Genomic DNA, 21,292 nt, shown 5'->3' on the forward strand with positions numbered 1-21,292 from the left:
TGGCTGGCCGGCGGCGGTCCGCACCGTCGCGCCGGAGGCGCTAACATCCCGTCCCGGAGTCGACACGATACGGAGGCGGTCGATGTCCCGGTCCCCCGCGCGCCCGCTCCTGGCAGCCCTGACGACGGCGCTGCTGGCCGCCGTCCCGGCCGCCCCGGCCGCCGCCGCCCGGCCGGCCCGGGCCGCCACGGAACCGGTCACCGTCGGCCGTTCCGGGCCCGCCGCGCTCACCGCGCGGGCGGCCCCCGGCTGCCCGTCCCCGCTCGCCCCGGTCCGGCCGGTGTCCGCGCCGCCCTGGCCCCACCAGCGGTACGCCCCGGAGCGGCTCGCGCCGTTGGCCACCGGGGCCGGGGTGACGGTGGCGGTCGTCGACTCCGGGGTGGACCGCCGCCACCCGCAGCTGGCCGGGCGGGTCCTCGACGGCACCGACCTGCTCGACCCGGGCGGCGACGGCGGCCGGGACTGCGCCGGTCACGGCACCGGCGTGGCGAGCATCATCGCCGCCGGCCCCCGCGACGGGGTGGCGTTCCACGGGCTCGCCCCGGGCGCCCGGATCCTGCCGGTACGGGTCAGCGAGCAGCAGGTCGTCGAGGGGCGGGAGTCGGGGCGCACGGTCGGCGCCGAGGACTTCGCCCGGGCCATCCGTTGGGCGGTCGACCACGACGCCGACGTGCTCAACCTCTCCGTCGTGCTGTACGCGGACAACCCCGCGGTGCGGGCCGCGGTCGGCTACGCGGTCGAGCGGGACGTGGTCGTGGTGGCCGCCGCCGGAAACCTGCACGACAGCGGCGACCCCCGGCCCTACCCGGCCGCGTACGACGGGGTGCTCGGGGTGGGTGCGATCGGGGCGGACGGGGCCCGCTCCCCGTTCTCCCAGACCGGCGAATACGTCGACCTGGTCGCCCCGGGCAGCGACGTGCTGATGGCCGCCCCCGGCCAGGGGCACCACCGGGCCGAGGGGACCAGCTACGCGGCGCCCTTCGTGGCGGCCACGGCCGCGTTGCTGCGGCAGTACCGGCCGGAGCTGAGCGCGGCGCAGGTGGCGCAGCGGATCATGGCGAGCGCCGATCCGGCGCCGGGTGGCGGCGGGGGCGGCGGGTACGGCGCGGGGGTGCTGAACCCGTACCGGGCGGTCACCGAGACCGGCGGTGGGGCGCCGGAGCGACCGCGCCCGGCCACCGCGCTCGCCGACGACCGGGACGATCCGGCGCTGGTGGCGCAGCAGGCCCGCCGGGCGACGGCCCGGGACCGGGCGCTGCTGGTGGCCGGGGTCAGCGGAGCGGCGGTCGCGGTGGCGGGGCTGCTGGCGCTGGTCGTGCCGCGCGGCGCCCGCCGCCGCTGGCAGCCCGCCGGTCCGGCCTGACGGCGTGCTGCCGCGGGGCCCAGCTCCCGCCGACGCCGGGCGAGCCGACGGTGCCGCGCGCGGGCTCTCCCCCCGGTCGCCCAGTCACGAGCGGGAACGACGGTGGTGGCGCCGACCGGGTCAGGGTCGGCGCCACCACCGGGCGTGGCTCACTGGAACAGGCCGACGTTCTTCTTCTCCGTGTCGAGATAGTCGGCCGCGGAGTCGTCGACCGCGAGCTTGATGTCGCGCAGCATGGCCTGCAGGTCCTGCGAGGCGGAGCGCCAGCGGCCCTGCCGCTGCTCGTACGCCTGCCGGGCCTCACCGGACCAGCTCGCCACGAGCGGGGCGGCGTCGCGTTCGAGCTGCCCGAGCTGCGAGTCGAGCGTGTTCAGCGCCCGCTGGATGTCCGCGCTGGCCTGCTGCAACGCGGCGAAGTTGACGACCAGCACACCGTGGTCCATCGGATGTCTCCTCCCCCGAGACCGGGTCAGAGCGGCAGCTGGATGCCGCCGCGGTTGGTGGTGGACACGCGGCTGGCGGCCTCGCTGTCCGAGACGTCGTACTGCTGACCGGCCGTGCGGATGGCGCCGGCGGTCTCCCGCAGCGCCCGCTGCAGCGTCGCCTGGTCCTGGGCCCACTGCTGCTTGACCTGCTCGAACGAGCGCCCGCCGGCGCCGCGCCAGGCCTGCTGCAACACCTCCAGCTGGGCCATCAGGCTGCTCAGCATGGATTGCAGGGACTGGTCCACCTGCTCGAACTTCGCGGCGGTCTGCTGCATCACCGCTGCTTCTGCCTGGGTCTGGGACACCCCGGACGTCACCTCGTCTCATCGGTCGTGGCTGGCCGTCGGGGCGCCCGCTCACTCGGGCGCCCCGCTCGCGCCGCCCGGGCGTCGAGCGCGGCGGGCGCGGGGTCAGCAGAACTCGTCGCTGACGGTAGCCGCCCCGTCGCGGTTCTGCTACCCCGTCGCCATCCCCTGTGGACAACCGCGCTCCCGCTCCCCCCGGGCCGGCCCTTACGATGGGCGGCGTCGATGTCGCGGCGAGTGACCGGTCGAGGAGGCGCGGTGACGGTGACCACCAGCACGGGCCCGGTCCGGCCGGCCGCGCAGCCGGCCGCCGCCGTCCCCGCGCCGGCCCCACCCGCGCCGGCCGGTCCCGCACCGGGGGCGTCGGGGTCCCGCGCCGTCCTGCCGCCACAGTGGATTCCGGCCGCCCGGCGGCGGGCCGTCGGCGTCCGGGCCGGTCAGGTCGTCGCCGCACAGGTCGCGGTGGCCGCCCTGGTGGCGGCCGCCGGCCGCGGCGTGCTCGCGGCGCTGGCCGCCGTGGCGCTGGCCGCGACGCTGCTGCCCCTGGCGTGGGTGCGGCTGCGGGGGCGCTGGCTCTTCGAGTGGCTCGCCACCGGCCTGGGCTATGCGACCCGCCGCCGCGCCCTGCCGCCGGCCGCGGGCCCGGCGGCCCTGCTGGACCTGGTCGACCCGGGTGCGGTGGTCCGCCCCGCCGAGCTGGCCGGCACGCCGGCGGCCGTGCTCGACGACGCCGCCGGCATGGTGGCCCTGGTGGAGGTCGGCGACCCGGCCGACCTGCTCGGCGACGGTCCCCGCGCGCTGCCGCTCCCGGCGTCCCTGCTGTCGGCGGCCGCGCCGGACGGGCCGCCGGTCCGGCTCCAGCTCCTGCTGACGGGCGCGCCGGCGCCGACGGTCGGGGCGGGCGGTGGCACGGTCGCCACGTCCTACCGGCAGCTCACCGACGGGCGGCTCGCCGGCCTGGAACAGGCCGTCCTCGCCGTGCGGGTGCTCCGCGCCGAGGGCTGGACCGGCGAGGAGCTGCGGCGGGCGCTCTCCGGCACCGTGCGCCGGATCGTGCGCCGGCTCGGGACGGTCACCGCCCGCCCGCTGGGCGAGCACGCGACGCTGCGCGTGCTGGCGGAGTCGGCCCACCACGACGACCATCCGGCGCGGGAGTCCTGGCAGGCGGTGCGGGCGGGCGACCTCCTCCAGACCACGTTCCGGCTGCGCCGCTGGCCCGACGCGCGCACCGATGCCGGCCGGCGGCTGGTGCCCCGGCTGCTCGCGCTGCCCGCGACGGCGACCACGGTGTCGCTCTGCGCCGGGCCGTGGGCCGGCGCCGGCCCCGCGTCGGCGCCGACCGAGGTGGCCGTACGGCTGGCCGCCGCCACCCCGGCGGAGCTCTCGGTCGCGGCCCAGGCGCTGCGCCGGCTGGTGGCCGAGGCGGGCGGCGAGGTGCACCGGCTCGACGGCGCGCAGCTCGACGGGCTGGCCGCCACGCTGCCGCTCGCGGTGGCGGGGGCGCCGGGGCCGGGGCCGGCGCCCGACGCGTTGGAGCTGACCGTCGGCGAGGCGGGGCTGATGGTCGGCACGAACCGGCACGGCGGCGCGGTGACCGTCCGACTGTTCCGGCCGGAGAGCACCCGGGTGATGCTCGTCGGCGGGGTACGCGCGGCGCAGCTCGTCGCGCTGCGGGCCATGGCCCTCGGCGCCCGGGTGGTGGTGCAGACGGCGCGCCCCCGCAGCTGGGAGCCGTTCGTGCGGGGCATCGGCACGCCGGGCGCGATGATCCCACTGGTTCCGCCGGGCCGGCCGGTGGGCGGCGGACCGGGCTCGCCGCTGTGCCCGCTGCTGGTGGTCGTCGACGCCGGCCCCACGCCGGCCGACCCGGAACCGGGACCCGCGTGGCGGGCCACGCTGCTGGTCCGCGACGAGCTGACCCCGGCCGACGCCGACGCACTGGGCCGGGCCGACCTGGCCGTGCTGCAACCGCTCAACCCGGCCGAGGCGGCCCTGGCCGGCGCCGCGCTGGGCCTCGGCGGGTCGGCGGAGTGGCTGACCCGGATCCGGGACGACATGGTCGCGGTGGTCAACCGGCGCGCGCTGCGCTGGGCGCTGCTCTCGCCCACCCCGATCGAGTCACAGCTCATCGGCCGCCCCTCCCGCCGCTGACCGGCGCGCCGCTCGCCACTGACCCGGCGCGCCGCTCGCCCGGCGGCCGGCCGCGGATCCGGCTTCCCGAGGCGGTCCGGCGATCTCGTGGGTTCCGCGCGTGGCGCGTCCGTGGCACGATCCCCGCCATGGGATTCCTCAAGGGGCTGCTGATCCGGCTGGCCAGCACGGCACTGGCCTTCTGGCTGGCCACGCTGCTCATCCCGGGCATCACGCTGGAATCGGAGTCCGCCACCGACGCGGTCACCACGCTCGTCCTCGTCGCGGCGATCTTCGGCGTGGTCAACGCGGTGCTCCAGCCGGTCATCAAGACCGTCGGTTGCGGCTTCTACCTGCTGACCCTCGGGCTGATCGCGTTGGTGGTCAACGGGCTGCTGTTCCTGCTCACGAGCTGGATCGCCGACCAGGCCGGGCTGCCCTTCCACGTCGACAGCTTCTGGCCGGAGGCAGTGCTCGGCGCGCTCTTCGTCGGGATCGTCACCTGGATCCTCGGCGCCGTCCTCGATCGGGACTGAGCCGCACCGCCGCGGGGCGGCCGGCCAGATGCCGGGAACTGGCCGCTCAGCGGGCCGAGTCGCCGGGCTAGTGTCACCAGGGTGACCACCCTGACCCGCCACGACGGCTACCTGCTGAGCACCGACCCGGACCGGATCGACCTGGACCGCGTGCACCACTGGCTCTCCACCGACGCGTACTGGGCGATCGGGCGGGACCGGGAGACGGTGGCGCGCGCGTTCGCCGGGTCGGTGGCGTTCGGCGTCTACCGCCCCGGCGACGGGCGGCAGGTCGCCGTCGCCCGCGCGGTCACCGACGGGGCCACCTTCGCCTGGCTCTGCGACGTCTACGTCGACCCGGGCGAGCGCGGCCGGGGGCTGGGCACCTGGCTGGCCGGCGCGGTCCGCGACCACCTCGCCGGCCTGGGCGTACGCCGGATCCTGCTGGCCACCTTCGACGCCCACGAGGTGTACGCGAAGGTGGGCTTCGCCCCGGTGGCCGATCCGCACCGCTGGATGCAGCTCGACCAGCGGGACCAGCCGATGGGACCGGCCACCGGCAAGGAACCAGGCGGCCAGCCGCCCCTTACGGTGGAGGCGTGACGCCACTTCGCCTCGGCTACCTCTACGGTTTCGGCGCGTACCTGCTCTGGGGCTTCTTCCCGCTCTACATGAAGCTGCTGCGCCCGGCCGGGCCGATGGAGATCCTGGCCCACCGGATCGTCTGGTCGGTGGCGTTCGTCGCCCTGCTGCTGGCCGCGATGCGCAACGTCGGCTTCCTGCGGGCGCTGCTGCGCCGACCCCGCGCGCTGGCCGGCGTCGCCGCGGCCGCCGCGCTGATCGCGGTCAACTGGGGCACCTACATCTACGGCGTCAACTCGGACCGGGTGGTGGAGACCGCCCTCGGCTACTTCATCAACCCGCTGGTGGTGGTGCTGCTGGGCGTCACCGTGCTGCGCGAGCGGCTGCGTCCCGCGCAGTGGCTGGCGCTCGGCATCGGCGGGCTGGCCGTGGCGGTGCTGACCGTCGACTACGGCCGGCCGCCCTACCTGGCGCTGGTCCTGGCGCTCAGCTTCGCCGGCTACGGCCTGGTCAAGAAGCGACTCGGGCTGCCCGCCGCGGAAGGGCTCTTCGTCGAGTCGGCGGTGCTGGCGCTGCCCGCGCTGGCGTACCTGGGCTGGCTCACCGCCGGCGGCGACGCCACCTTCGGGCACGTCTCGGTCGGGCACACCGTGCTGCTGGTGGCGGCCGGCGCGGCGACCGCGATCCCGCTGCTGCTCTTCGCCGGGGCGGCGAACCGGCTCCCGCTCACCGGCCTCGGCATGCTCCAGTACCTCGCCCCGATCCTCCAGCTCGGCTGCGGCGTGCTGATCTTCCACGAGCCGATGCCGCCGGCCCGGCTGGCCGGCTTCGCCCTGGTCTGGGCCGCGCTGATCGTCTTCACCGTCGACGCCCTCCGCCACTCCCGCCGCACCCGCGCCGCCACCGTCGCCGCCCGCCACGCCGCCCCCACCCCCGCCACGACCCGCTGACCCCACCCCCGCCCCTCACCCCTCGCGATCTTGCACTTCCCGCCCCGACACAAGGGACACGCCTCGCATCTATTGGGCACAAAGTGCGAGATCGACGGCGCGGGGGCGGGGCGCGGGGCGGGTCAGCGGACGTCGTAGGCGAGGACGGGGGTGCCGTCGGCGCGGAGCAGCTCCAGCCGGACCAGTTCGGCGTCGGTGAAGCGGGTTGCGCCGGTGATCCGCAGGTCGTCGCCGGGGGCGGCGAGCCAGGAACCGACCTGCTCCGTCGCGCCGTCCGGGCCGTGCGCCACCAGCCGGAAGGTGTACGCCTTGGCGTAGCCCGTCCTGGCGACGTATCCGCAGCGCATCCGCACCTCGGTGCCCCAGCCGGTGCTGGTCAGGGCGATCTCGGCGTACACCGGCACGGTGCCGGCCACCGGCTGCATGGTGACCATCCGCACGTCGCCGGGCGGCGGGGTGGCCGCCTCGCGGGGCAGCACCACGGCGGTGCCGACGCCGACGACCAGGGCCAGCGCGGCGGCGGCGAGGGCGGTGAGGGCGTACCGGCGGCGGGCGGCCGACCGCTCGCGGCGCCGGCGGTCGCCTGCGGCGGTGAGCAGCTCGGACACCCGGGGGTTCTCCGGCGACGGCAGGAACTGCTCCAGCCCGGCCGGATCGAGCCGGCCCAGCAGGCCGGGCAGAACGGCGATCTCGGCGGCCGCCTCGCGGCACGCGGCACAGCCGGCGAGGTGCCGCTCGTAGGCCGCCCGTTCGGCGGGGGCCAACGCACCCAGCACGTACGCGCCGTCGTCGTGCGCGAAGTCGCACCGGGTCATGCGGTCACCCCCATCTCGGCAAGGACCAACCGTAGTGAGCGCAGGGCGTAGTGCGTCCGGGACTTCACGGTGCCCGGCGGCACGCCCAGCCGGGAGGCCGCCTCGGCCACCGACCGCCCCTGGTAGAAGCACTCCACCAGCACCTCCCGGTGGGTGGGGCTGAGCCGGTTCAGCGCCTCGGCGACGGTCCACGCCTCCACCGCGCGTTCCGCCTCGTCCACCGTCTCCGGGGGTTCGGGCAGCTCGTCGGTGAAGACCTCGCCGACCCGGGTGGAGCGGCGCCGCCAGGCGTCGATGGCCAGGTTGCGGGCGGTGGTGAAGAGCCAGGCCCGGACCGAGCCGCGCTCCGGGTCGAGCGACTCCGGGTGCCGCCAGGCCCGCAGCAGCGTCTCCTGCACCAGGTCCTCGGCCCGCTGCCGGTCACCGTTGACGAGGCGCAGGGCGTGCGCGTAGAGCGCCTCCGCGTGCTCGTCGTGCAGCGCGCGGAGCAGTTGGGCGTCGTGGTCGCTGATGGCGGTCTCCTCGCTCTCGGCGCGACTCCGACAGTGGCGTTCGCACGGGAATACGCGCCGTCACCCGGATCGGTTCAGCCGCAGGTCATCGTGGCAGCCCCGGCGGAGGTGTTCACGCCCGGTTCACGCCGCCGCCGACGCCCGCTCACCGGGTCCTCCTACCGTCCGGCGGGTACGCACGCCAGCGGCTGTCCGGCGTGCACCGACCCCCTCCAGGAGGCTCCTTCCATGAGCGACCGTCCCCGGCTGCTCCCGTTGCTGGGCGCCACCCGCCACGGCAGCCGCGACGCCATGACCTGTCTGTACCGGTGCGGCAACGCCTGCGACCACCCGGTGCCGAACACCTCCGACAACGCGTACTTCGGCGACGTGGTGGGCGCGGAGGTCTCCCGGCGCGGCGTGGTCCGGGCCGGCGCGGTCGGCGCGCTGGTCCTCGGCTTCGGCGGCGCGGCGGCCGGCGCGCTGGCCGGCGCCGCCCCCGCCACGGCCGCCCCCGCCGCGGCTGCCCCCGTGGTGCCCGAGGGCGCCGGCTTCGGCCGCCCCTCCGGCGGCGTCGGCAGCGGCGCGCTGACCTTCAAGCCGGTCCCGCCGAACACCCTGGACACCTTCGTCGTCCCCAACGGGTACGACCACGCCGTCGTCATCCGCTGGGGCGACCCGGTCGTCCCGGGCGCGCCCGAGTTCGACCTGCACGGCCAGACCGCCGCCGCGCAGGCCAAGCAGTTCGGCTACAACAACGACTTCGTCGGGGTGCTGCCGCTGGACGGGCGCGGGCAGCGGGCGCTGCTCGTGGTCAACCACGAGTACACCAACGAGGACCTGATGTTCCCCGGCTTCAAGAGCCAGGACGCGCTGACCGTGGAGCAGCTCCGGGTCGCGATGGCCGCGCACGGCATGTCCGTGGTGGAGCTGGAGCGGGTCGAGGGCACCGGGCAGTGGCAGCCGGTCACCAAGGGCCGCCGGCCGTACAACCGGCGGATCACGGCGCTGGCCACGAAGTTCGAGCTGACCGGGCCGGCCGCCGGTTCGGCCGCCCTGAGGACCGCCGCCGACCCGAAGGGCCGCACGGTCGTCGGCACCCTCAACAACTGCGCCGGCGGGGTGACCCCGTGGGGCACGGTGCTCTCCGGCGAGGAGAACTTCAACCAGTACTTCGTCGGCGGCGACGGCGCGCCGGAGGCGGACAAGCCGAAGCTGGCCCGCTACGGCATCACCACCACCGCCCGCTACCCGAGCGGCAGCCGCAAGTGGGAGCGCGCCGACGAGCGGTTCGACCTGGCCAAGCACCCGAACGAGGCCAACCGGCACGGCTGGATCGTGGAGATCGACCCGTTCGACCCGGAGAGCCGCCCGCGCAAGCACACCGCGCTGGGCCGGTTCAAGCACGAGGGCGCGAACGTCATCGTCGCCGCCAGCGGGCATGTGGTCGCGTACATGGGCGACGACGAGCGGTTCGACTACCTCTACAAGTTCGTCTCCGACAAGAAGTTCATGAAGGGCAACTCCTGGGTCGCCCGCAGGCACAACCTGACCCTGCTGGAGTCGGGCACCCTCTACGTCGCCCAGCTGGAGCAGACCAGCGCCGGCGAGATCGACGGTTCCGGCAAGCTCCCCGCCGACGGCGCGTTCAACGGCCGGGGCCGCTGGATCAAGCTGGTCAGCGGCAACCGCTCGTACGTCGACGGGATGACCGCCGCCGACGTGCTGACCTTCACCCGGCTCGCCGGCGACAAGGTCGGGGCGACCAAGATGGACCGCCCGGAGGACGTCGAGCCGAGCCTGCTCACCGGCAAGGTGTACGTGGCGCTGACCAACAACACCGACCGGGGCAAGGCCGGCAAGCCGGCCGCCGACGAGGCCAACCCGCGCAACCTGAACAAGCACGGTCAGGTGCTGGAGCTGGTCGAGGACCGTGGCGACAACTCCGCCGAGACGTTCGCCTGGTCGCTGCCGATCGTCTGCGGCGACCCGGCCGACCCGTCGACGTACTTCGGCGGGTACGACAAGGCGGCGGTCTCTCCGATCTCCTGCCCGGACAACGTGGCGTTCGACGCCACCGGGAACCTCTGGATCTCCACCGACGGCAACGCGCTGGGCAGCAACGACGGCCTCTTCGCGACCGCCGTCGAGGGACCGGAGCGGGGCCACCTGAAGCAGTTCCTGACCGTGCCGGTGGGCGCGGAGGCCTGCGGCCCGTTCATCACGGGGGACAACCGCTCGGTCTTCGTGGCCGTACAGCACCCGGGTGAGATCAGCGGCGCGTCGGTCGAGAAGCCGGCCTCGAACTGGCCGGACGGCGACTACGCCAAGCCCGGCGTGGTGGTGACCTGGCGTCTCGACGGCGGGCCGGTCGGCAGCTGACTCCTCCTCGGGCGGTCCGGCGCTGGACCGCCACCGAGGGCCCTCTCCCAGCCGGGGTGAGGGCCCTCGGCCGTTTCCGGGCACGGCGCGCCCGTCGCGGCGGAGCCGGGCCGGGTCGGGCCAGCGGAACCGGGCCGCGAAGGGCCGGCGCGGCGGAACCGGGCCGCGAACGGCCGGCGCGGCGGAACCGGGCCGGGCACGGCCGGTGCGGCGGTGCCCGTCGGCCGGGTCAGCTCTCCGACGCCAGGCCGTCGGCGATGGCCCGGGCGGCGGTGAGCAGCTTCGCCCGGACCACCCGGGCGGAGGTCATCATCTCGCTGGCCGGCAGGGCACAGGCCAGCACCACCCGGCGCTCCATGTCCTTGTCGGGGCTGACCAGCACCGCGGCGCACGCCACCCCCTGCCGGAACTGCCCCAGCTCCAGCTGCATGCCGCGCCGGTCGCCGGCGGCCAGGTCGGCCTCGAACGCCTCCGTGCTGGTCAGGGTGGCGGAGGTGAACGGGCGCATGCCGTACTCGCGCAGGTAGCGGAAGCGCTGCTCGGCGGTCAGCGTGGCGAGCAGGGCCTTGCCCAGGGCGGTCGCGTGCGCCCCCTCGTCGAACCCGGGCACCAGGTCCTCCAGGTAGGGCGAGCGGGGGCCCTCGGCGACGGCCGTGACGGCCACCTGACCGCCCACGAACCGGCCCAGGTAGTGACTGTAGCCCGTGTCCACGGCGGCCCGGCGCAGGCTCTCTCCGACCGCCGGCGGCCCCCGGAACGCCGTCACCAGCTCGCGGTAACGGTCGGCCACCTCCAGGCCCACGATGTACGTGCCGTCCTCGCGCCGGATCACGTAGCCCTCGTAGGCCAGGGTGCGGACCAGGTGGTAGGTCGTCGCCACGGTCAGCTCACACCGCCGGGCGATCTGCTTGACGGTCAGCCCCTTCGGGGCGCGACCGACCGACTCGAGCACTCGTAGCGCGCGGGACACGCTCCGGATGAGATCCGAAGGTTCCGCCAAGGGGTCGCGCACAACCACCTCCGCCGCCGGGGACTTACACCATATGAAATACAGGCCCGGTGCGAAATGCCTGTTCGGGTGGAGGATGCCAGATCGTGGCGGACAGCGCGTACCCGCACCGGCACTATGCGTGACCCGAGGCGACCTCGCGTAGGTTTGCCGCACCATGACCCGCCCCGCGCTCCACCCCGCCCCGGACGCCGCGCCGCCCCGCCCCGCCCGGGCCGCCGCCGGTGCCGTCGCCGTCACCATCGCCTCCGTGCTGCCGGTCTTCCTGGTCGGCGGGCTCGCCGTGCAGCTGGGCGACGACCTCGGCTTCTCCCCCGCCGGGCTGGGCCTGGCCGTCTCCGTCTACTTCGGGGTCGGCGCGCTGGCGTCGGTGCCCTCCGGGAGGCTCGTCGACCGGTACGGGCCGGCCGTGGTGGCCCGCTGCGCCATCCTGCTCTCCGCCGGGGCGATGCTCGCCGTCGCCGCCCTCGCCCGGTCGTACGCCGTGCTGGTGGGGTTGCTGGCGCTCAGCGCCGCCGCCAACGCCCTCGGCCAGCTCGCCAGCAACGCCGCGCTGGCCCGGCACGTGCCGGCGCGGCGGCAGGGGCTGTCGTTCGGGGTGAAGCAGGCCGCCATCCCCGTCTCCACCCTGCTGGCCGGCGCGGCGGTGCCGACGGTCGCGCTGACCGCCGGCTGGCGGTGGGCGTTCGTGGTGGCCGCCGGGGCGGCCCTGGCGGCGCTGCCCGCCGTACCCGCGCGGGAGCCCCGCCCGGGCCGGACGGCCGCACCCGCCCGCGCCGGCCGCGCCACGGCGGCCCTGCTGGTGGTCGGGGCCGCCGCGATGCTCGCCGCGGCGGCCGCGAACGCGCTGGGCACCTTCGTGGTGGACTCCGCCGTCGACCGGGGGCTCACCCCCGGACTGGCCGGGCTGACCCTGACCCTCGGCAGCGCGGTCTGCGTCACCGCGCGGGTCTGCGCGGGCTGGCTGGCGGACCGGCGCCCCACCGGGCACGTGGCCGTCATCGCCGGCATGCTCGTGGTCGGCGCGGCCGGGCTGGGCCTGCTCGCCGTCGCCGGCCCGGCACCGCTGGTCCTCGGCGTGGTGCTCGGCTTCGGCCTGGGCTGGGCGTGGCCGGGGCTGATGACGTTCGCGGTGGTCCGGCTGCACCCGCAGGCCCCGGCCGCCGCCACCTCGATCACCCAGACCGGGGTGTACGCGGGCGGGTGCCTCGGCCCGCTGGGCCTCGGCACGGTCGCCGCCCACGCCGGCTACCCCGCGATGTGGCTCACCGCCGGGGCGGCCATGCTGGCCGCCGCCGCCCTGATGCTCACCGGCAGCCGGCTGCTCACCCGCCACTGAGCGGGCCGGGCCGATCCTGTCGGTGCCGACGGCTAGTTTGTCGATCATGAATTCGTGGCACCACGCGCAGTCGGCGGCGCGCAAGTGGGGCGGCACCCCGGAGGACTACCTGCCGATCGAGGAGTTCATCGACTCCTCCAAACAGATCATCGGGGACGTCCGGCACCGCGCGATGTACCACCACACCGCCGGCATCTACCTCTGCCAGCGGATCTTCGGCGACACCCTCCAGGTCGGCCGCAAGCGCGTCCCGGTCCGGCTGATCGCCGAACGGCACGTGCTGGAGGACCTGGGCTGGCTGCCCAGCCCCGCCGACTACCTCGACGGGATGCCGATCCGCCCCTGGATGTCCGGCGCCCGGCGCAAGGACCTGCCCCTCTCCACCCTGCTCGGAGGCGACCAGTGAGTCACGTCAGTTTCCTCGGCATCCCGGTCGAGGGTGAGATCACCCAGGGCCACCGGGTCCCGCAGCGGCCCCTGGAGGAGCTGCGACCGCTCCTGCGCGCCCTGCTCGACGACGAGGCCGTCACGGAGTTCGGCTGGCGGCAGTTCACGCCCTACTTCAACGACGGGGAGCCGTGCGTCTTCGGCGTCCAGGACGTGTGGGTACGCACCACCGCCGACGGGCCGCAGGCCGACCCGGACGACCTCTGCGTGGGCGAGTACGCCGACCGGCACCCCAGCCTGGGCGGTTGGGCGTCCTCGAGTCGGGACACGTACCGAGGGCACGACGAGGCCCGCTACCTGCGCGCGTACGCCTTCGCCGAGGCCCTCGAGGCGGGCGGCTTCGACGACGTGCTCCTGGAGACGTTCGGCGACCACGCCGACGTGATCGTCCGTCGAGCGGGAATCCAGGTCCAGTCCTACGAGCACGACTGACCGGCGGCCCCGGGCCGCCCCGCCCCGGGGCTGCCCGGGACGGGCGTCAGCTCGTGCGGTCGGCGATGTAGTCGCAGAGGGATTCCAGGGCACGGCGGGCCGGGCTCTCCGGGAGCGGCGCGAGCTGCTCCCGGGCCTCCTCGGCGTAGCTGCGGACCGTCTCCCGGGCCCGCTTGAGCGCCGGGCTCTCGCGGAGCAGGCCGAGCGCCTCGGCGTGCAGGTCGTCGTCGGTCAGCGGGCCGGTGGCCAGGATCTCCCGCAGCCGCACCGAGGCGGCGTCGGCGTCGTCCGAGGCGAGCGCGTAGAGCACCGGCAGGGTCGGCACGCCCTCACGCAGGTCGGTGCCGGGGGTCTTGCCCGACTCCACCGACTCCGAGGCGATGTCGAGCAGGTCGTCGGAGAGCTGGAACGCCACCCCGATGGTCTCGCCGTAGCCGGCCAGCGCCTCGATGTGCTCCGGGGCGGCGCCGCCGAACATGCCGCCGAAGCGGGCCGAGGTGGCGATCAGCGAGCCGGTCTTCCCCGCGATCACGTCCAGGTAGTGGGCCACCGGGTCGTCGCCGGGGCGGGGGCCGACGGTCTCGGCGATCTGGCCGTGCACCAGCCGGGCGAAGGTGCGCGCCTGGAGGCGTACGGCCTCGATCCCCAGGTCGGCCGCGATGTCGGCGGCGCGGGCGAAGAGGTAGTCGCCGACGAGGATGGCGACCGAGTTGGTCCACCGGGAGTTGGCGCTGGGCGCCCCCCGGCGCACGGCGGCCTCGTCCATCACGTCGTCGTGGTAGAGCGTCGCCAGGTGGGTGAGCTCCATCACCACCGCGGCCGGCACGACCTGGGCGCTGGTCGGGTCGCCGAACTGCGCGCCCAACGCCACCAGCAGCGGCCGGAACCGCTTGCCGCCGGCCTCCACGAGGTGCCGGGCGGCCTCGGTGACGAACGGGTCGGCACTGGCCACACTGGCCCGCAACTCGACCTCGACACCCTCCAGCAGGCCCAGCACGGACGCCTCGACGCGGGGATCGGCGAGATAGAGGCCGAGCGCGCCGAACTGACTCGTGCTCACCCTGGTCCGACGGCCGCCGGACCCGATGGCACTTGAACGCTCGCCAGCCGGATTCACCACGCCTTCAACCATGCCACACCCCTCCGACCTGCCCGGGACGGGGGATACGGCGCGGGGGCCGGCACGCCGTGGCGTACCGGCCCCCGCAGGCCCGAGCGTCGGTCATCTGACAAATTCGGCGGCACCGGTGGCCAGGTCGAGCAGCGGCGCCGGGGCGACGCCGAGGACCAGGGTGGCGATCACGCCGATCATCAGCGCGGCCGAGGTCAGCCCGCCCGGCACGGCGACGGTCGGCGTCGACTCGCCCGGCTCGGAGAGCCACATCATCACCACGACCCGCAGGTACGGGAAGGCCAGCACCATGCTGGTCAGCACGCCGGCGATCACCAGCCACGCCTGCCCGCCGTCGAGCGCCGGCCCGAAGACCGCGAACTTGCTCGTGAAGCCGCTGGTCAGCGGGATGCCGGCGAAGGCGAGCAGGATGAAGGTGAAGACGCCGGCGTAGAACGGCGAACGCCGCCCCAGCCCGGCCCAGCGGGACAGGTGGGTGGCCTCCCCGTCGGCGTCGCGCACCAGGGTCACCACGGCGAACGCGGCGAGCACCGAGAAGCCGTACGCGACCAGGTAGAACATCGTCCCCGAGACCCCGTCGGCGCTCGGTGCCAGCACGCCCACCAGCAGGTAGCCGGCGTTGGCGATCGAGGAGTACGCCAGCAGCCGCTTGATGTCGGTCTGGGTGACCGCCAGCACCGCGCCGACCAGCATGGTCAGCACCGCCACCGCGCCGAGGACCGGGGTGAACTGCCACCGCGCCCCGTCGAAGGCGACGTGGAAAACCCGCAGCAGGGCGCCGAACGCGGCGACCTTGGTGCAGGCGGCCATGAAACCGGTGATGGGGGTCGGCGCGCCCTGGTAGACGTCCGGCGTCCAGACGTGGAACGGGGCGGCAGCGGCCTTGAAGAGCAGGCCGATGGCGAGCATCGCCATGCCGGCGAAGAGCAGCACCGGGCTGGCCGGGGAGTCCGCCACGGCCGCGTGGACGGTGGCGAAGTCGACGCCCGCCTGCCGGCCCGGGACGCCCGCGGTGAAGCCGTACACCAGGGCCACGCCGAACAGGAAGAAGGCCGAGGCGTACGCGCCGAGCATGAAGTACTTCAGCGCGGCCTCCTGGCTCAGCAGCCGCCGGCGGCGGGCCAGCGCGCAGAGCAGGTACAGCGGCAGCGAGAAGACCTCGAGCGCGATGAACATGGTCAGCAGGTCGTTCGCCGCCACGAAGATCAGCATGCCGCCGATCGCGAACGTGGTCAGCGGGTAGACCTCGGTGAGGCCGTTCTTGCCCTCGGCCTGCCGCCGGTCGTCGGCCGACTCGGCGGTGACCGCGGCCTGGGCGACGAACGCCCCGCCCCGCTCCACCGAGCGCTCGCCGATGAGCAGCAGCGCCATCGCGGCGAGGACCAGGATCGCGCCCTGGAGGAAGAGCGTCGGCCCGTCGACCGCGATCGCCCCGCCGATGGTGATCGACCGCTCGTCCGCCGCCAGCACCACCATCGTCAGCGCGGCGAGCACCGCCAGCAGGGCCAACGAGAGCTGCACCACGTGCCGGAGCCGGCGGGGCACGAACGCCTCGACCAGCACGCCGAGCAGCGCGGCGCCCAGCATGATCAGGGTCGGCGCGAGCGCCGCGTAGTCGATCGACGGCAGTTTCAGCTCATTCACTTTGCCGCCTCCTGGACGGTGCCGCCCGAGGTCGGGGCGGGGTCGGTCCTGCCGATGTCCTGCATGGTCGCCTGCACGGCCGGGTTGATCACGTCGGTCACCGGCTTCGGGTAGAAGCCGAGCAGCACGATCAGCACGATCAGCGGGGCGACCACGAACTTCTCGCGCAGGTTGAGGTCCCGCCGCATGCCGTCGACCTCGGTCAGCGCCGGATTGAGCGTGCCCTGCGTGGTGCGCTGCACCATCCACAGCACGTACGCGGCGGCCAGGATGATGCCGAGCGTAGCGATCACCGCGACCGGCTTGTTCACCGTGAACGTGCCGATCAGCACCAGGAACTCGGAGACGAACGGCGCGGTGCCGGGCAGCGCGAGCGAGGCCAGACCGGCGAAGAAGAGCACCCCGGCCAGGAGCGGCACCAGTTTGCCGGCACCACCGAAGTCGCTGATCAGCGCCGAGCCGCGCCGGGCGATGAGCATGCCCACCACCAGGAAGAGCAGGCCGGTGGCGAGGCCGTGGTTGAGCATGTAGAGCACCGCGCCGGTGCCCGCCTGGGTGGTGAAGGCGAAGATGCCCACCCCGATGAAGCCGAAGTGCGCGATCGACGTGTACGACACCAGCCGCTTGAGGTCGTTCTGGCCCACCGCCAGCAGCGCGGCGTAGATGATGCCGATCAGGCCCAGCGCCAGCGCCCACGGGGCGAACCACTTGGCCGCGTCCGGGAACAGCGGCAGGCAGTAGCGCAGGATGCCGAACGTGCCGACCTTGTCGAGCACGCCGACGAGCAGCGCCGCCGCGCCGGCCGGGGCCGCGCCACCGGCGTCCGGCAGCCAGGTGTGGAACGGGAAGAACGGCGCCTTGATCGCGAACGCGAGGAAGAAGCCGAGGAACAGCCAGCGCTCCGTGCCGGTGGAGATGTCCACCTGGGACAGCGCCTGCCAGTCGAAGGTCTTTCCGCCGACCACCCAGAGGCCGATCACCGCGGCGAGCATGAACAGGCCGCCGACGAGCGAGTAGAGGAAGAACTTCACCGCCGCGTACTGCCGCTGGTGGCCGCCGTAGCTGCCGATGAGGAAGTACATCGGCACCAGCATGACCTCGAAGAACACGTAGAACAGGAAGACGTCGGCGGCGGCGAAGACGCCGATCATCGTGCACTCGAGGACGAGCAGCAGCGCGAAGTAGACCGGCACCGACCGCTTCGACGACTCGGCGTCGTGCCAGGACGCCAGGATCACCAGCGGCACCAGCACCGCGATCAGCATCAGCATGACCAGCGCGATGCCGTCGGCGGCGAAGGTGAAGCTGACGCCCCAGTTCGGGATCCACGGGTACGACTCGCGGAACTGGAAGCGGTCACCACCGACCTGGAAGGTCACCCACATGACCACCGACAGCGCCAGCACCAGCAGCGACCAGCCGAGCGCCACCTGCTTGGCCAGTTCCGGCCGGCTGCGCGGCAGGAAGGCCACCACCAGGGCACCGACCAGCGGTGCCACGGTGAGCACCGAGAGGAACGGGAAGTCGGACATTATGCGGCCTTACCTCCGTCGTCACTGCGCGGTCCGCCGACGACGGCCGCCTGGAAGAGGTCGATCACGCCAGCCACCCCGCCTCGACGGCCAGGAACGCCGCCACCACCAGCAGCGCGCCGGCCAGGATCGAGGTGGCGTACGACCGGACGAAGCCCGTCTGGAGCCGCCGGAGCCGGCCCGAGCCGCCACCGATCCCCGCCGCGAGGCCGTTGACCAGCCCGTCGACGCCCCGGTTGTCCAGGTAGACCAGCGCCCGGGTGAGGAAGATGCCCGGCTTCTCGAAGACCGCCTCGTTGAACGCGTCGGTGTAGAGGTTGCGCCGGGCGGCGGTGACCAGCACCCCGGCCGGCTGCGGCGCGGTGGCCGTGCCGCCCCGGAACAGGAACCAGGCGAGCCCGGCACCGAGCACGGTGACCAGGATCGACAGGATCGTGACCACGGCGTGCGAGAGCACCGGGTGGTGCTCGGCCTCCTGGCCGCCCAGCCCGGCGGTGGCGGTCAGCCAGTCCGGCACCGAGGTGGAGAGCAGGTAGCCGGCCCCGACGGAGCCGATCGCCAGCAGGACCAGCGGGACGGTCATCAGCTTCGGCGACTCGTGCGGGTGCTCGATGTCCTCCGTCCAGCGCTTCGGGCCGTGGAAGGTGAGCACGAAGAGCCGGGTCATGTAGAACGCGGTGAGCCCGGCGCCGAGCAGGGCCGCGCCGCCGAAGAGCCAGGCGGTCCAGTCCTCCCGCTCGAACGCGGCCACGATGATCGGCTCCTTGGAGAAGTAGCCGGACAGCGGCGGGATGCCGATGATGGCGAGCCAGCCCATCATGAACGTCAGCCAGGTGACCTTCATGTGCTTCGAGAGGCCACCGAAGCGGCGAATGTCGACCTGGTCGTTCATGCCGTGCATGACCGAGCCGGCGCCGAGGAACATGTTGGCCTTGAAGAAGCCGTGCGCCAGCAGGTGGATGATGGCCAGCGCGTACGCGCCCCCGCCGAGGCCGACACCGACGAACATGTAGCCGATCTGGCTCACCGTCGACCAGGCCAGCACCCGCTTGATGTCGTCCTTGGCCGCGCCGATGACGCAGCCGATCAGCAGGGTCAGCGCGCCGACGCTCACCACCACGAGCTGGAGGGTGGAGTTGGCCGAGAAGATCGGGTTGGAGCGGGCGATCAGGTAGACGCCCGCCGTGACCATGGTGGCGGCGTGGATGAGCGCCGACACCGGGGTCGGGCCCTCCATCGCGTCCGGCAGCCACGCCTGGAGCGGGAACTGGCCGGACTTGCCGGTCGCGCCGAGCAGCAGCAGCAGGCCGAGCACCAGCACCGTGGTCGCGGTCAGCGAGCCGACGCCGTTGAAGACCTCGTCGTACTGGGTGGTGCCGAGGGTGGCGAACATGATGAAGATGCCGATCGCCAGGCCGGCGTCGCCGACCCGGTTCATCAGGAACGCCTTCTTGCCGGCCGTGGCGGCGCTCGGCCGCTCGTACCAGAAGGAGATCAGCAGGTACGACGCCAGACCGACGCCCTCCCAGCCGAAGTAGAGCATCACGTAGTTGTTGCCGAGCACCAGCAGGAGCATGGCGGCGACGAACAGGTTGAAGTACCCGAAGAACCGCCGGCGCCCCGCGTCGTGCGCCATGTACTCGACCGCGTAGAGGTGGATCAGGAAACCCACCCCGGTGATCAGCAGCACGAAGACGGCGGCCAGCGGGTCGAAGAGCAGGCCGAAGTCCACCCGCAGGTCGCCGACCGTGATGAAGTCCCACAGGCTCAGCTCGACCGACTTGTTCTCCAGGCCACGCAGCTGGAAGAAGTAGGTCAGGCCCAGCACGAACGCGGCGCCGATGGCGGCCACCCCGAGCCAGTGCCCCCAGCGGTCCGCCCGCCGGCCGAGCAGCAGCAGGATCGCCGCGCTGACCAGCGGGATCGCCACCAGCAGCCAGACGCTGCCCAGCAGCCCGTCCGCCGTCGCGTACGCGACGGTGCCCGCCGGCTCAGCCGGGGCGTTCGTCAGAATCGTTCCCACCGCAGGACCCCTCAGTACTTCAGCAGGTTGGCGTCGTCGACGCTCGCGGAGCGCCGGGTCCGGAAGATCGCCATGATGATCGCGAGCCCGACCACGACCTCGGCCGCCGCGACCACCATCACGAAGAACGCCATGATCTGGCCGTTGAGGTCACCGTTGATCCGGCTGAAGGTGACCAGCATCAGGTTGGCCGCGTTGAGCATCAGCTCGATGCACATGAACAGCACGATCGCGTTGCGCCGGATCAGCACACCGGCCGCGCCGATGGTGAACAGCACCGCGGCCAGCACCAGGTAGTAGTCGGGCGTCATTTCTCGGTCCCCTTCAGCGAGGTCTCCCGGTCGGTGAGCTCGCGCACCGGCAGGATGTCGGGGGTGCTCACCTCGGTCAGCCGGCCGTCGGGCAGGCGGGCCGGGGTGGCCACCGAGGACGAGGTCGCGTAGACGCCCGGGCCGGGCTTCGGGCCCGGGTAGTTGCCCGGGGCGAAGCGCGCCCGCATGGTCGTCGGCTGGTCCAGCTTGTCCTGCTTGCGCCGCTCGATGTGCGCCAGCACCATCGCGCCGACCGCGGCGGTGATGAGCAGCGCCGAGGTGAGCTCGAACGCGAAGACGTACTTGGTGAAGAGCAGCCGGGCGATGCCCTGCACGTTGCCCTCGGCGTTGGCCTGCTCCAGGCCGACGGCCGTGGTGCCCTCCAGCGCGCGCCAGAGGCCGCCGCCGACGAGGCCGGCGAAGCCGAGCCCGAGCACCACCGCCGCGACCCGCTGGCCGCGGAGCGTCTCGATCAGCGAGTCCGAGGCGTCCCGGCCCACCAGCATCAGCACGAACAGGAAGAGCATCATGATCGCGCCGGTGTAGACGATGATCTGCACCATGCCGATGAACGGCCCGGCCTGGAGCACGTAGAACACGCCCAGGCAGAGCATGGTCAGCACCAGCCAGAGCGCCGAGTGCACGGCGTTGCGCGCCGCGACCATCCCGATCGCGCCGATCAGCGCCAGCGGGGCCAGGATCCAGAACGTCACCTGCTCCCCACCGGAGACCTCGCCCGCCGCGGCGAGCACCGTCTGCGTGGTCATGCTCCGTCCCCCTTGGCGGCCGCCGCCCGCTGGGCGTGCTGCTCGGCGCCGGGGAAGGTCACACCGGGGTGCTCCTCCACCTGGTACCGGCCCGGGTTGTTGGCCGAGTGCTCCGCGCCGGCCGAGGTGCCCGGGTTGGTCAGCGCGCCCACGTAGTAGTCCTTCTCGCTGTCGCCCAGCCGCATCGGGTGCGGCGGCTGCTCCATGCCCGGCAGCAGCGGCGCGAGCAACTGCTCCTTCGTGAAGATCAGATCCTGCCGGCTGTCCCGGGCCAGCTCGTACTCGTTGCTCATCGTCAGCGAGCGGGTCGGGCAGGCCTCGATGCAGAGCCCGCAGAAGATGCAGCGGGCGTAGTTGATCTGGTAGATGCTGGCGTACCGCTCACCCGGCGAGAAGCGCTGCTCGTCGGTGTTGTCGCCGCCCTCGACGTAGATCGCGTCGGCCGGGCAGGCCCAGGCGCACAGCTCGCAGCCGATGCACTTCTCCAGCCCGTCCGGGTGCCGGTTGAGGATGTGCCGCCCGTGGTAGCGCGGCGCCGACACCGGCGGCTTGAACGGGTAGTCGGTGGTGACGACCTTCTTGAACATGTGCGAGAAGGTGACACCGAAGCCCTTGAACGTTCCGGTGATCGCGCCCAC

General features: G+C 73.8%; 21 protein-coding genes. 9 read left to right on the top strand and 12 right to left on the bottom strand.

The window, feature by feature from the left end; all coding sequences use genetic code 11:
* Positions 1 to 82 precede the first annotated feature (82 nt).
* Positions 83 to 1,363, top strand: a complete 1,281-nt coding sequence (gene mycP, locus ABT006_RS01475) for a type VII secretion-associated serine protease mycosin (protein WP_350701841.1) — start codon at positions 83 to 85, stop codon at positions 1,361 to 1,363.
* Positions 1,364 to 1,512: 149 nt separating this feature from the next.
* On the opposite strand, the gene ABT006_RS01480 is transcribed toward mycP, so the two are convergent.
* Positions 1,513 to 1,806, bottom strand: coding sequence for a WXG100 family type VII secretion target (locus ABT006_RS01480; protein WP_350701842.1), 294 nt, complete (start codon positions 1,804 to 1,806; stop codon positions 1,513 to 1,515).
* 26 nt (positions 1,807 to 1,832) lie between these two features.
* Positions 1,833 to 2,153 carry a WXG100 family type VII secretion target gene (locus tag ABT006_RS01485; RefSeq protein ID WP_350701843.1) on the bottom strand — a complete coding sequence of 107 codons (321 nt, stop codon included), beginning with the start codon at positions 2,151 to 2,153 and terminating at the stop codon, positions 1,833 to 1,835.
* 225 nt (positions 2,154 to 2,378) lie between these two features.
* Here ABT006_RS01485 and eccE point away from each other — a divergent pair, with 225 nt between their 5' ends.
* From eccE to rarD, 4 genes are all read left to right on the top strand, one after another.
* Positions 2,379 to 4,304, top strand: coding sequence for a type VII secretion protein EccE (eccE, locus tag ABT006_RS01490; protein ID WP_350701845.1), 1,926 nt, complete (start codon positions 2,379 to 2,381; stop codon positions 4,302 to 4,304).
* Between the two features lie 128 nt (positions 4,305 to 4,432).
* On the top strand, positions 4,433 to 4,819 hold the full coding sequence (locus tag ABT006_RS01495) for a phage holin family protein (RefSeq protein WP_350701847.1): 387 nt from the start codon (positions 4,433 to 4,435) through the stop codon (positions 4,817 to 4,819).
* 81 nt (positions 4,820 to 4,900) lie between these two features.
* Entirely contained in the window at positions 4,901 to 5,401 is a 501-nt protein-coding gene (locus ABT006_RS01500) for a GNAT family N-acetyltransferase (protein WP_350701848.1), read from the top strand.
* The gene (gene rarD, locus ABT006_RS01505; protein ID WP_350701850.1) at positions 5,398 to 6,330 is read left to right on the top strand and encodes an EamA family transporter RarD; all 933 of its coding nucleotides are present in this window, start codon (positions 5,398 to 5,400) and stop codon (positions 6,328 to 6,330) included. The genes ABT006_RS01500 and rarD overlap by 4 nt, the downstream gene beginning before the upstream one ends.
* A 122-nt stretch (positions 6,331 to 6,452) precedes the next feature.
* Here rarD and ABT006_RS01510 read toward each other — a convergent pair whose 3' ends face one another.
* Both ABT006_RS01510 and ABT006_RS01515 read right to left on the bottom strand, forming a co-directional pair.
* A complete protein-coding gene (locus ABT006_RS01510; RefSeq protein ID WP_350701851.1) occupies positions 6,453 to 7,145 on the bottom strand; it encodes a zf-HC2 domain-containing protein in 693 nt (230 codons plus the stop codon).
* The gene (locus ABT006_RS01515) at positions 7,142 to 7,636 is read right to left on the bottom strand and encodes a sigma-70 family RNA polymerase sigma factor (RefSeq protein ID WP_350702681.1); all 495 of its coding nucleotides are present in this window, start codon (positions 7,634 to 7,636) and stop codon (positions 7,142 to 7,144) included. The genes ABT006_RS01510 and ABT006_RS01515 overlap by 4 nt, the downstream gene beginning before the upstream one ends.
* A 249-nt stretch (positions 7,637 to 7,885) precedes the next feature.
* On the opposite strand from ABT006_RS01515, the gene ABT006_RS01520 reads away from it, so the two are divergent.
* Positions 7,886 to 10,018, top strand: a complete 2,133-nt coding sequence (locus ABT006_RS01520) for a PhoX family protein (RefSeq protein ID WP_350701852.1) — start codon at positions 7,886 to 7,888, stop codon at positions 10,016 to 10,018.
* 229 nt (positions 10,019 to 10,247) lie between these two features.
* On the opposite strand, the gene ABT006_RS01525 is transcribed toward ABT006_RS01520, so the two are convergent.
* The gene (locus tag ABT006_RS01525) at positions 10,248 to 11,030 is read right to left on the bottom strand and encodes an IclR family transcriptional regulator (protein WP_350701854.1); all 783 of its coding nucleotides are present in this window, start codon (positions 11,028 to 11,030) and stop codon (positions 10,248 to 10,250) included.
* A gap of 154 nt (positions 11,031 to 11,184) precedes the next feature.
* Between ABT006_RS01525 and ABT006_RS01530 the strand changes: the two genes are divergently transcribed.
* Genes ABT006_RS01530 through ABT006_RS01540 form a run of 3 tightly spaced genes read left to right on the top strand, consistent with a single transcriptional unit; the run spans position 11,185 to position 13,245 of the window.
* Complete coding sequence (locus ABT006_RS01530; RefSeq protein WP_350701856.1) at positions 11,185 to 12,366, top strand: MFS transporter; 1,182 nt, start codon at positions 11,185 to 11,187, stop codon at positions 12,364 to 12,366.
* Positions 12,367 to 12,412: 46 nt separating this feature from the next.
* Positions 12,413 to 12,772: a DUF6915 family protein gene (locus ABT006_RS01535; protein WP_350701857.1), complete on the top strand. Its 360-nt coding sequence runs from the start codon at positions 12,413 to 12,415 to the stop codon at positions 12,770 to 12,772.
* On the top strand, positions 12,769 to 13,245 hold the full coding sequence (locus ABT006_RS01540) for a hypothetical protein (RefSeq protein WP_350701858.1): 477 nt from the start codon (positions 12,769 to 12,771) through the stop codon (positions 13,243 to 13,245). The genes ABT006_RS01535 and ABT006_RS01540 overlap by 4 nt, the downstream gene beginning before the upstream one ends.
* Before the next feature lie 46 nt (positions 13,246 to 13,291).
* On the opposite strand, the gene ABT006_RS01545 is transcribed toward ABT006_RS01540, so the two are convergent.
* The 7 genes from ABT006_RS01545 to nuoI all read right to left on the bottom strand — a co-directional run bounded on the left by ABT006_RS01545 (position 13,292) and on the right by nuoI (position 21,292).
* The gene (locus ABT006_RS01545; RefSeq protein WP_350701859.1) at positions 13,292 to 14,377 is read right to left on the bottom strand and encodes a polyprenyl synthetase family protein; all 1,086 of its coding nucleotides are present in this window, start codon (positions 14,375 to 14,377) and stop codon (positions 13,292 to 13,294) included.
* 90 nt (positions 14,378 to 14,467) lie between these two features.
* The gene (nuoN, locus tag ABT006_RS01550) at positions 14,468 to 16,021 is read right to left on the bottom strand and encodes an NADH-quinone oxidoreductase subunit NuoN (protein WP_350701861.1); all 1,554 of its coding nucleotides are present in this window, start codon (positions 16,019 to 16,021) and stop codon (positions 14,468 to 14,470) included.
* Positions 16,018 to 17,553 carry an NADH-quinone oxidoreductase subunit M gene (locus tag ABT006_RS01555; RefSeq protein WP_350701863.1) on the bottom strand — a complete coding sequence of 512 codons (1,536 nt, stop codon included), beginning with the start codon at positions 17,551 to 17,553 and terminating at the stop codon, positions 16,018 to 16,020. The genes nuoN and ABT006_RS01555 overlap by 4 nt, the downstream gene beginning before the upstream one ends.
* A 64-nt stretch (positions 17,554 to 17,617) precedes the next feature.
* Positions 17,618 to 19,576, bottom strand: a complete 1,959-nt coding sequence (nuoL, locus tag ABT006_RS01560) for an NADH-quinone oxidoreductase subunit L (protein ID WP_350701865.1) — start codon at positions 19,574 to 19,576, stop codon at positions 17,618 to 17,620.
* Between the two features lie 11 nt (positions 19,577 to 19,587).
* On the bottom strand, positions 19,588 to 19,887 hold the full coding sequence (gene nuoK, locus ABT006_RS01565; protein WP_350701867.1) for an NADH-quinone oxidoreductase subunit NuoK: 300 nt from the start codon (positions 19,885 to 19,887) through the stop codon (positions 19,588 to 19,590).
* Positions 19,884 to 20,654 (bottom strand): NADH-quinone oxidoreductase subunit J, encoded by a 771-nt coding sequence (locus tag ABT006_RS01570; protein ID WP_350701869.1) that lies wholly within the window; start codon positions 20,652 to 20,654, stop codon positions 19,884 to 19,886. Before ABT006_RS01570 ends, nuoK begins: the two co-directional genes overlap by 4 nt.
* On the bottom strand, positions 20,651 to 21,292 hold the full coding sequence (gene nuoI / locus ABT006_RS01575) for an NADH-quinone oxidoreductase subunit NuoI (RefSeq protein WP_121397080.1): 642 nt from the start codon (positions 21,290 to 21,292) through the stop codon (positions 20,651 to 20,653). Before nuoI ends, ABT006_RS01570 begins: the two co-directional genes overlap by 4 nt.

The organism is Micromonospora sp. NPDC002717, assembly GCF_040295705.1.
GTDB lineage: Bacteria > Actinomycetota > Actinomycetes > Mycobacteriales > Micromonosporaceae > Micromonospora.

What these genes read in the sequence shown, in the direction of transcription:
- mycP (WP_350701841.1), top strand. Translation starts at nt 83, where the DNA reads ATGTCCCGGTCCCCCGCGCGCCCGCTCCTGGCAGCCCTGACGACGGCG.
- ABT006_RS01480 (WP_350701842.1), bottom strand. Translation starts at nt 1,806, where the DNA reads ATGGACCACGGTGTGCTGGTCGTCAACTTCGCCGCGTTGCAGCAGGCC.
- eccE (WP_350701845.1), top strand. Translation starts at nt 2,379, where the DNA reads ATGTCGCGGCGAGTGACCGGTCGAGGAGGCGCGGTGACGGTGACCACC.
- ABT006_RS01495 (WP_350701847.1), top strand. Translation starts at nt 4,433, where the DNA reads ATGGGATTCCTCAAGGGGCTGCTGATCCGGCTGGCCAGCACGGCACTG.
- ABT006_RS01510 (WP_350701851.1), bottom strand. Translation starts at nt 7,145, where the DNA reads ATGACCCGGTGCGACTTCGCGCACGACGACGGCGCGTACGTGCTGGGT.
- ABT006_RS01520 (WP_350701852.1), top strand. Translation starts at nt 7,886, where the DNA reads ATGAGCGACCGTCCCCGGCTGCTCCCGTTGCTGGGCGCCACCCGCCAC.
- ABT006_RS01530 (WP_350701856.1), top strand. Translation starts at nt 11,185, where the DNA reads ATGACCCGCCCCGCGCTCCACCCCGCCCCGGACGCCGCGCCGCCCCGC.
- ABT006_RS01535 (WP_350701857.1), top strand. Translation starts at nt 12,413, where the DNA reads ATGAATTCGTGGCACCACGCGCAGTCGGCGGCGCGCAAGTGGGGCGGC.
- ABT006_RS01545 (WP_350701859.1), bottom strand. Translation starts at nt 14,377, where the DNA reads ATGGTTGAAGGCGTGGTGAATCCGGCTGGCGAGCGTTCAAGTGCCATC.
- ABT006_RS01555 (WP_350701863.1), bottom strand. Translation starts at nt 17,553, where the DNA reads ATGTCCGACTTCCCGTTCCTCTCGGTGCTCACCGTGGCACCGCTGGTC.
- nuoK (WP_350701867.1), bottom strand. Translation starts at nt 19,887, where the DNA reads ATGACGCCCGACTACTACCTGGTGCTGGCCGCGGTGCTGTTCACCATC.
- ABT006_RS01570 (WP_350701869.1), bottom strand. Translation starts at nt 20,654, where the DNA reads ATGACCACGCAGACGGTGCTCGCCGCGGCGGGCGAGGTCTCCGGTGGG.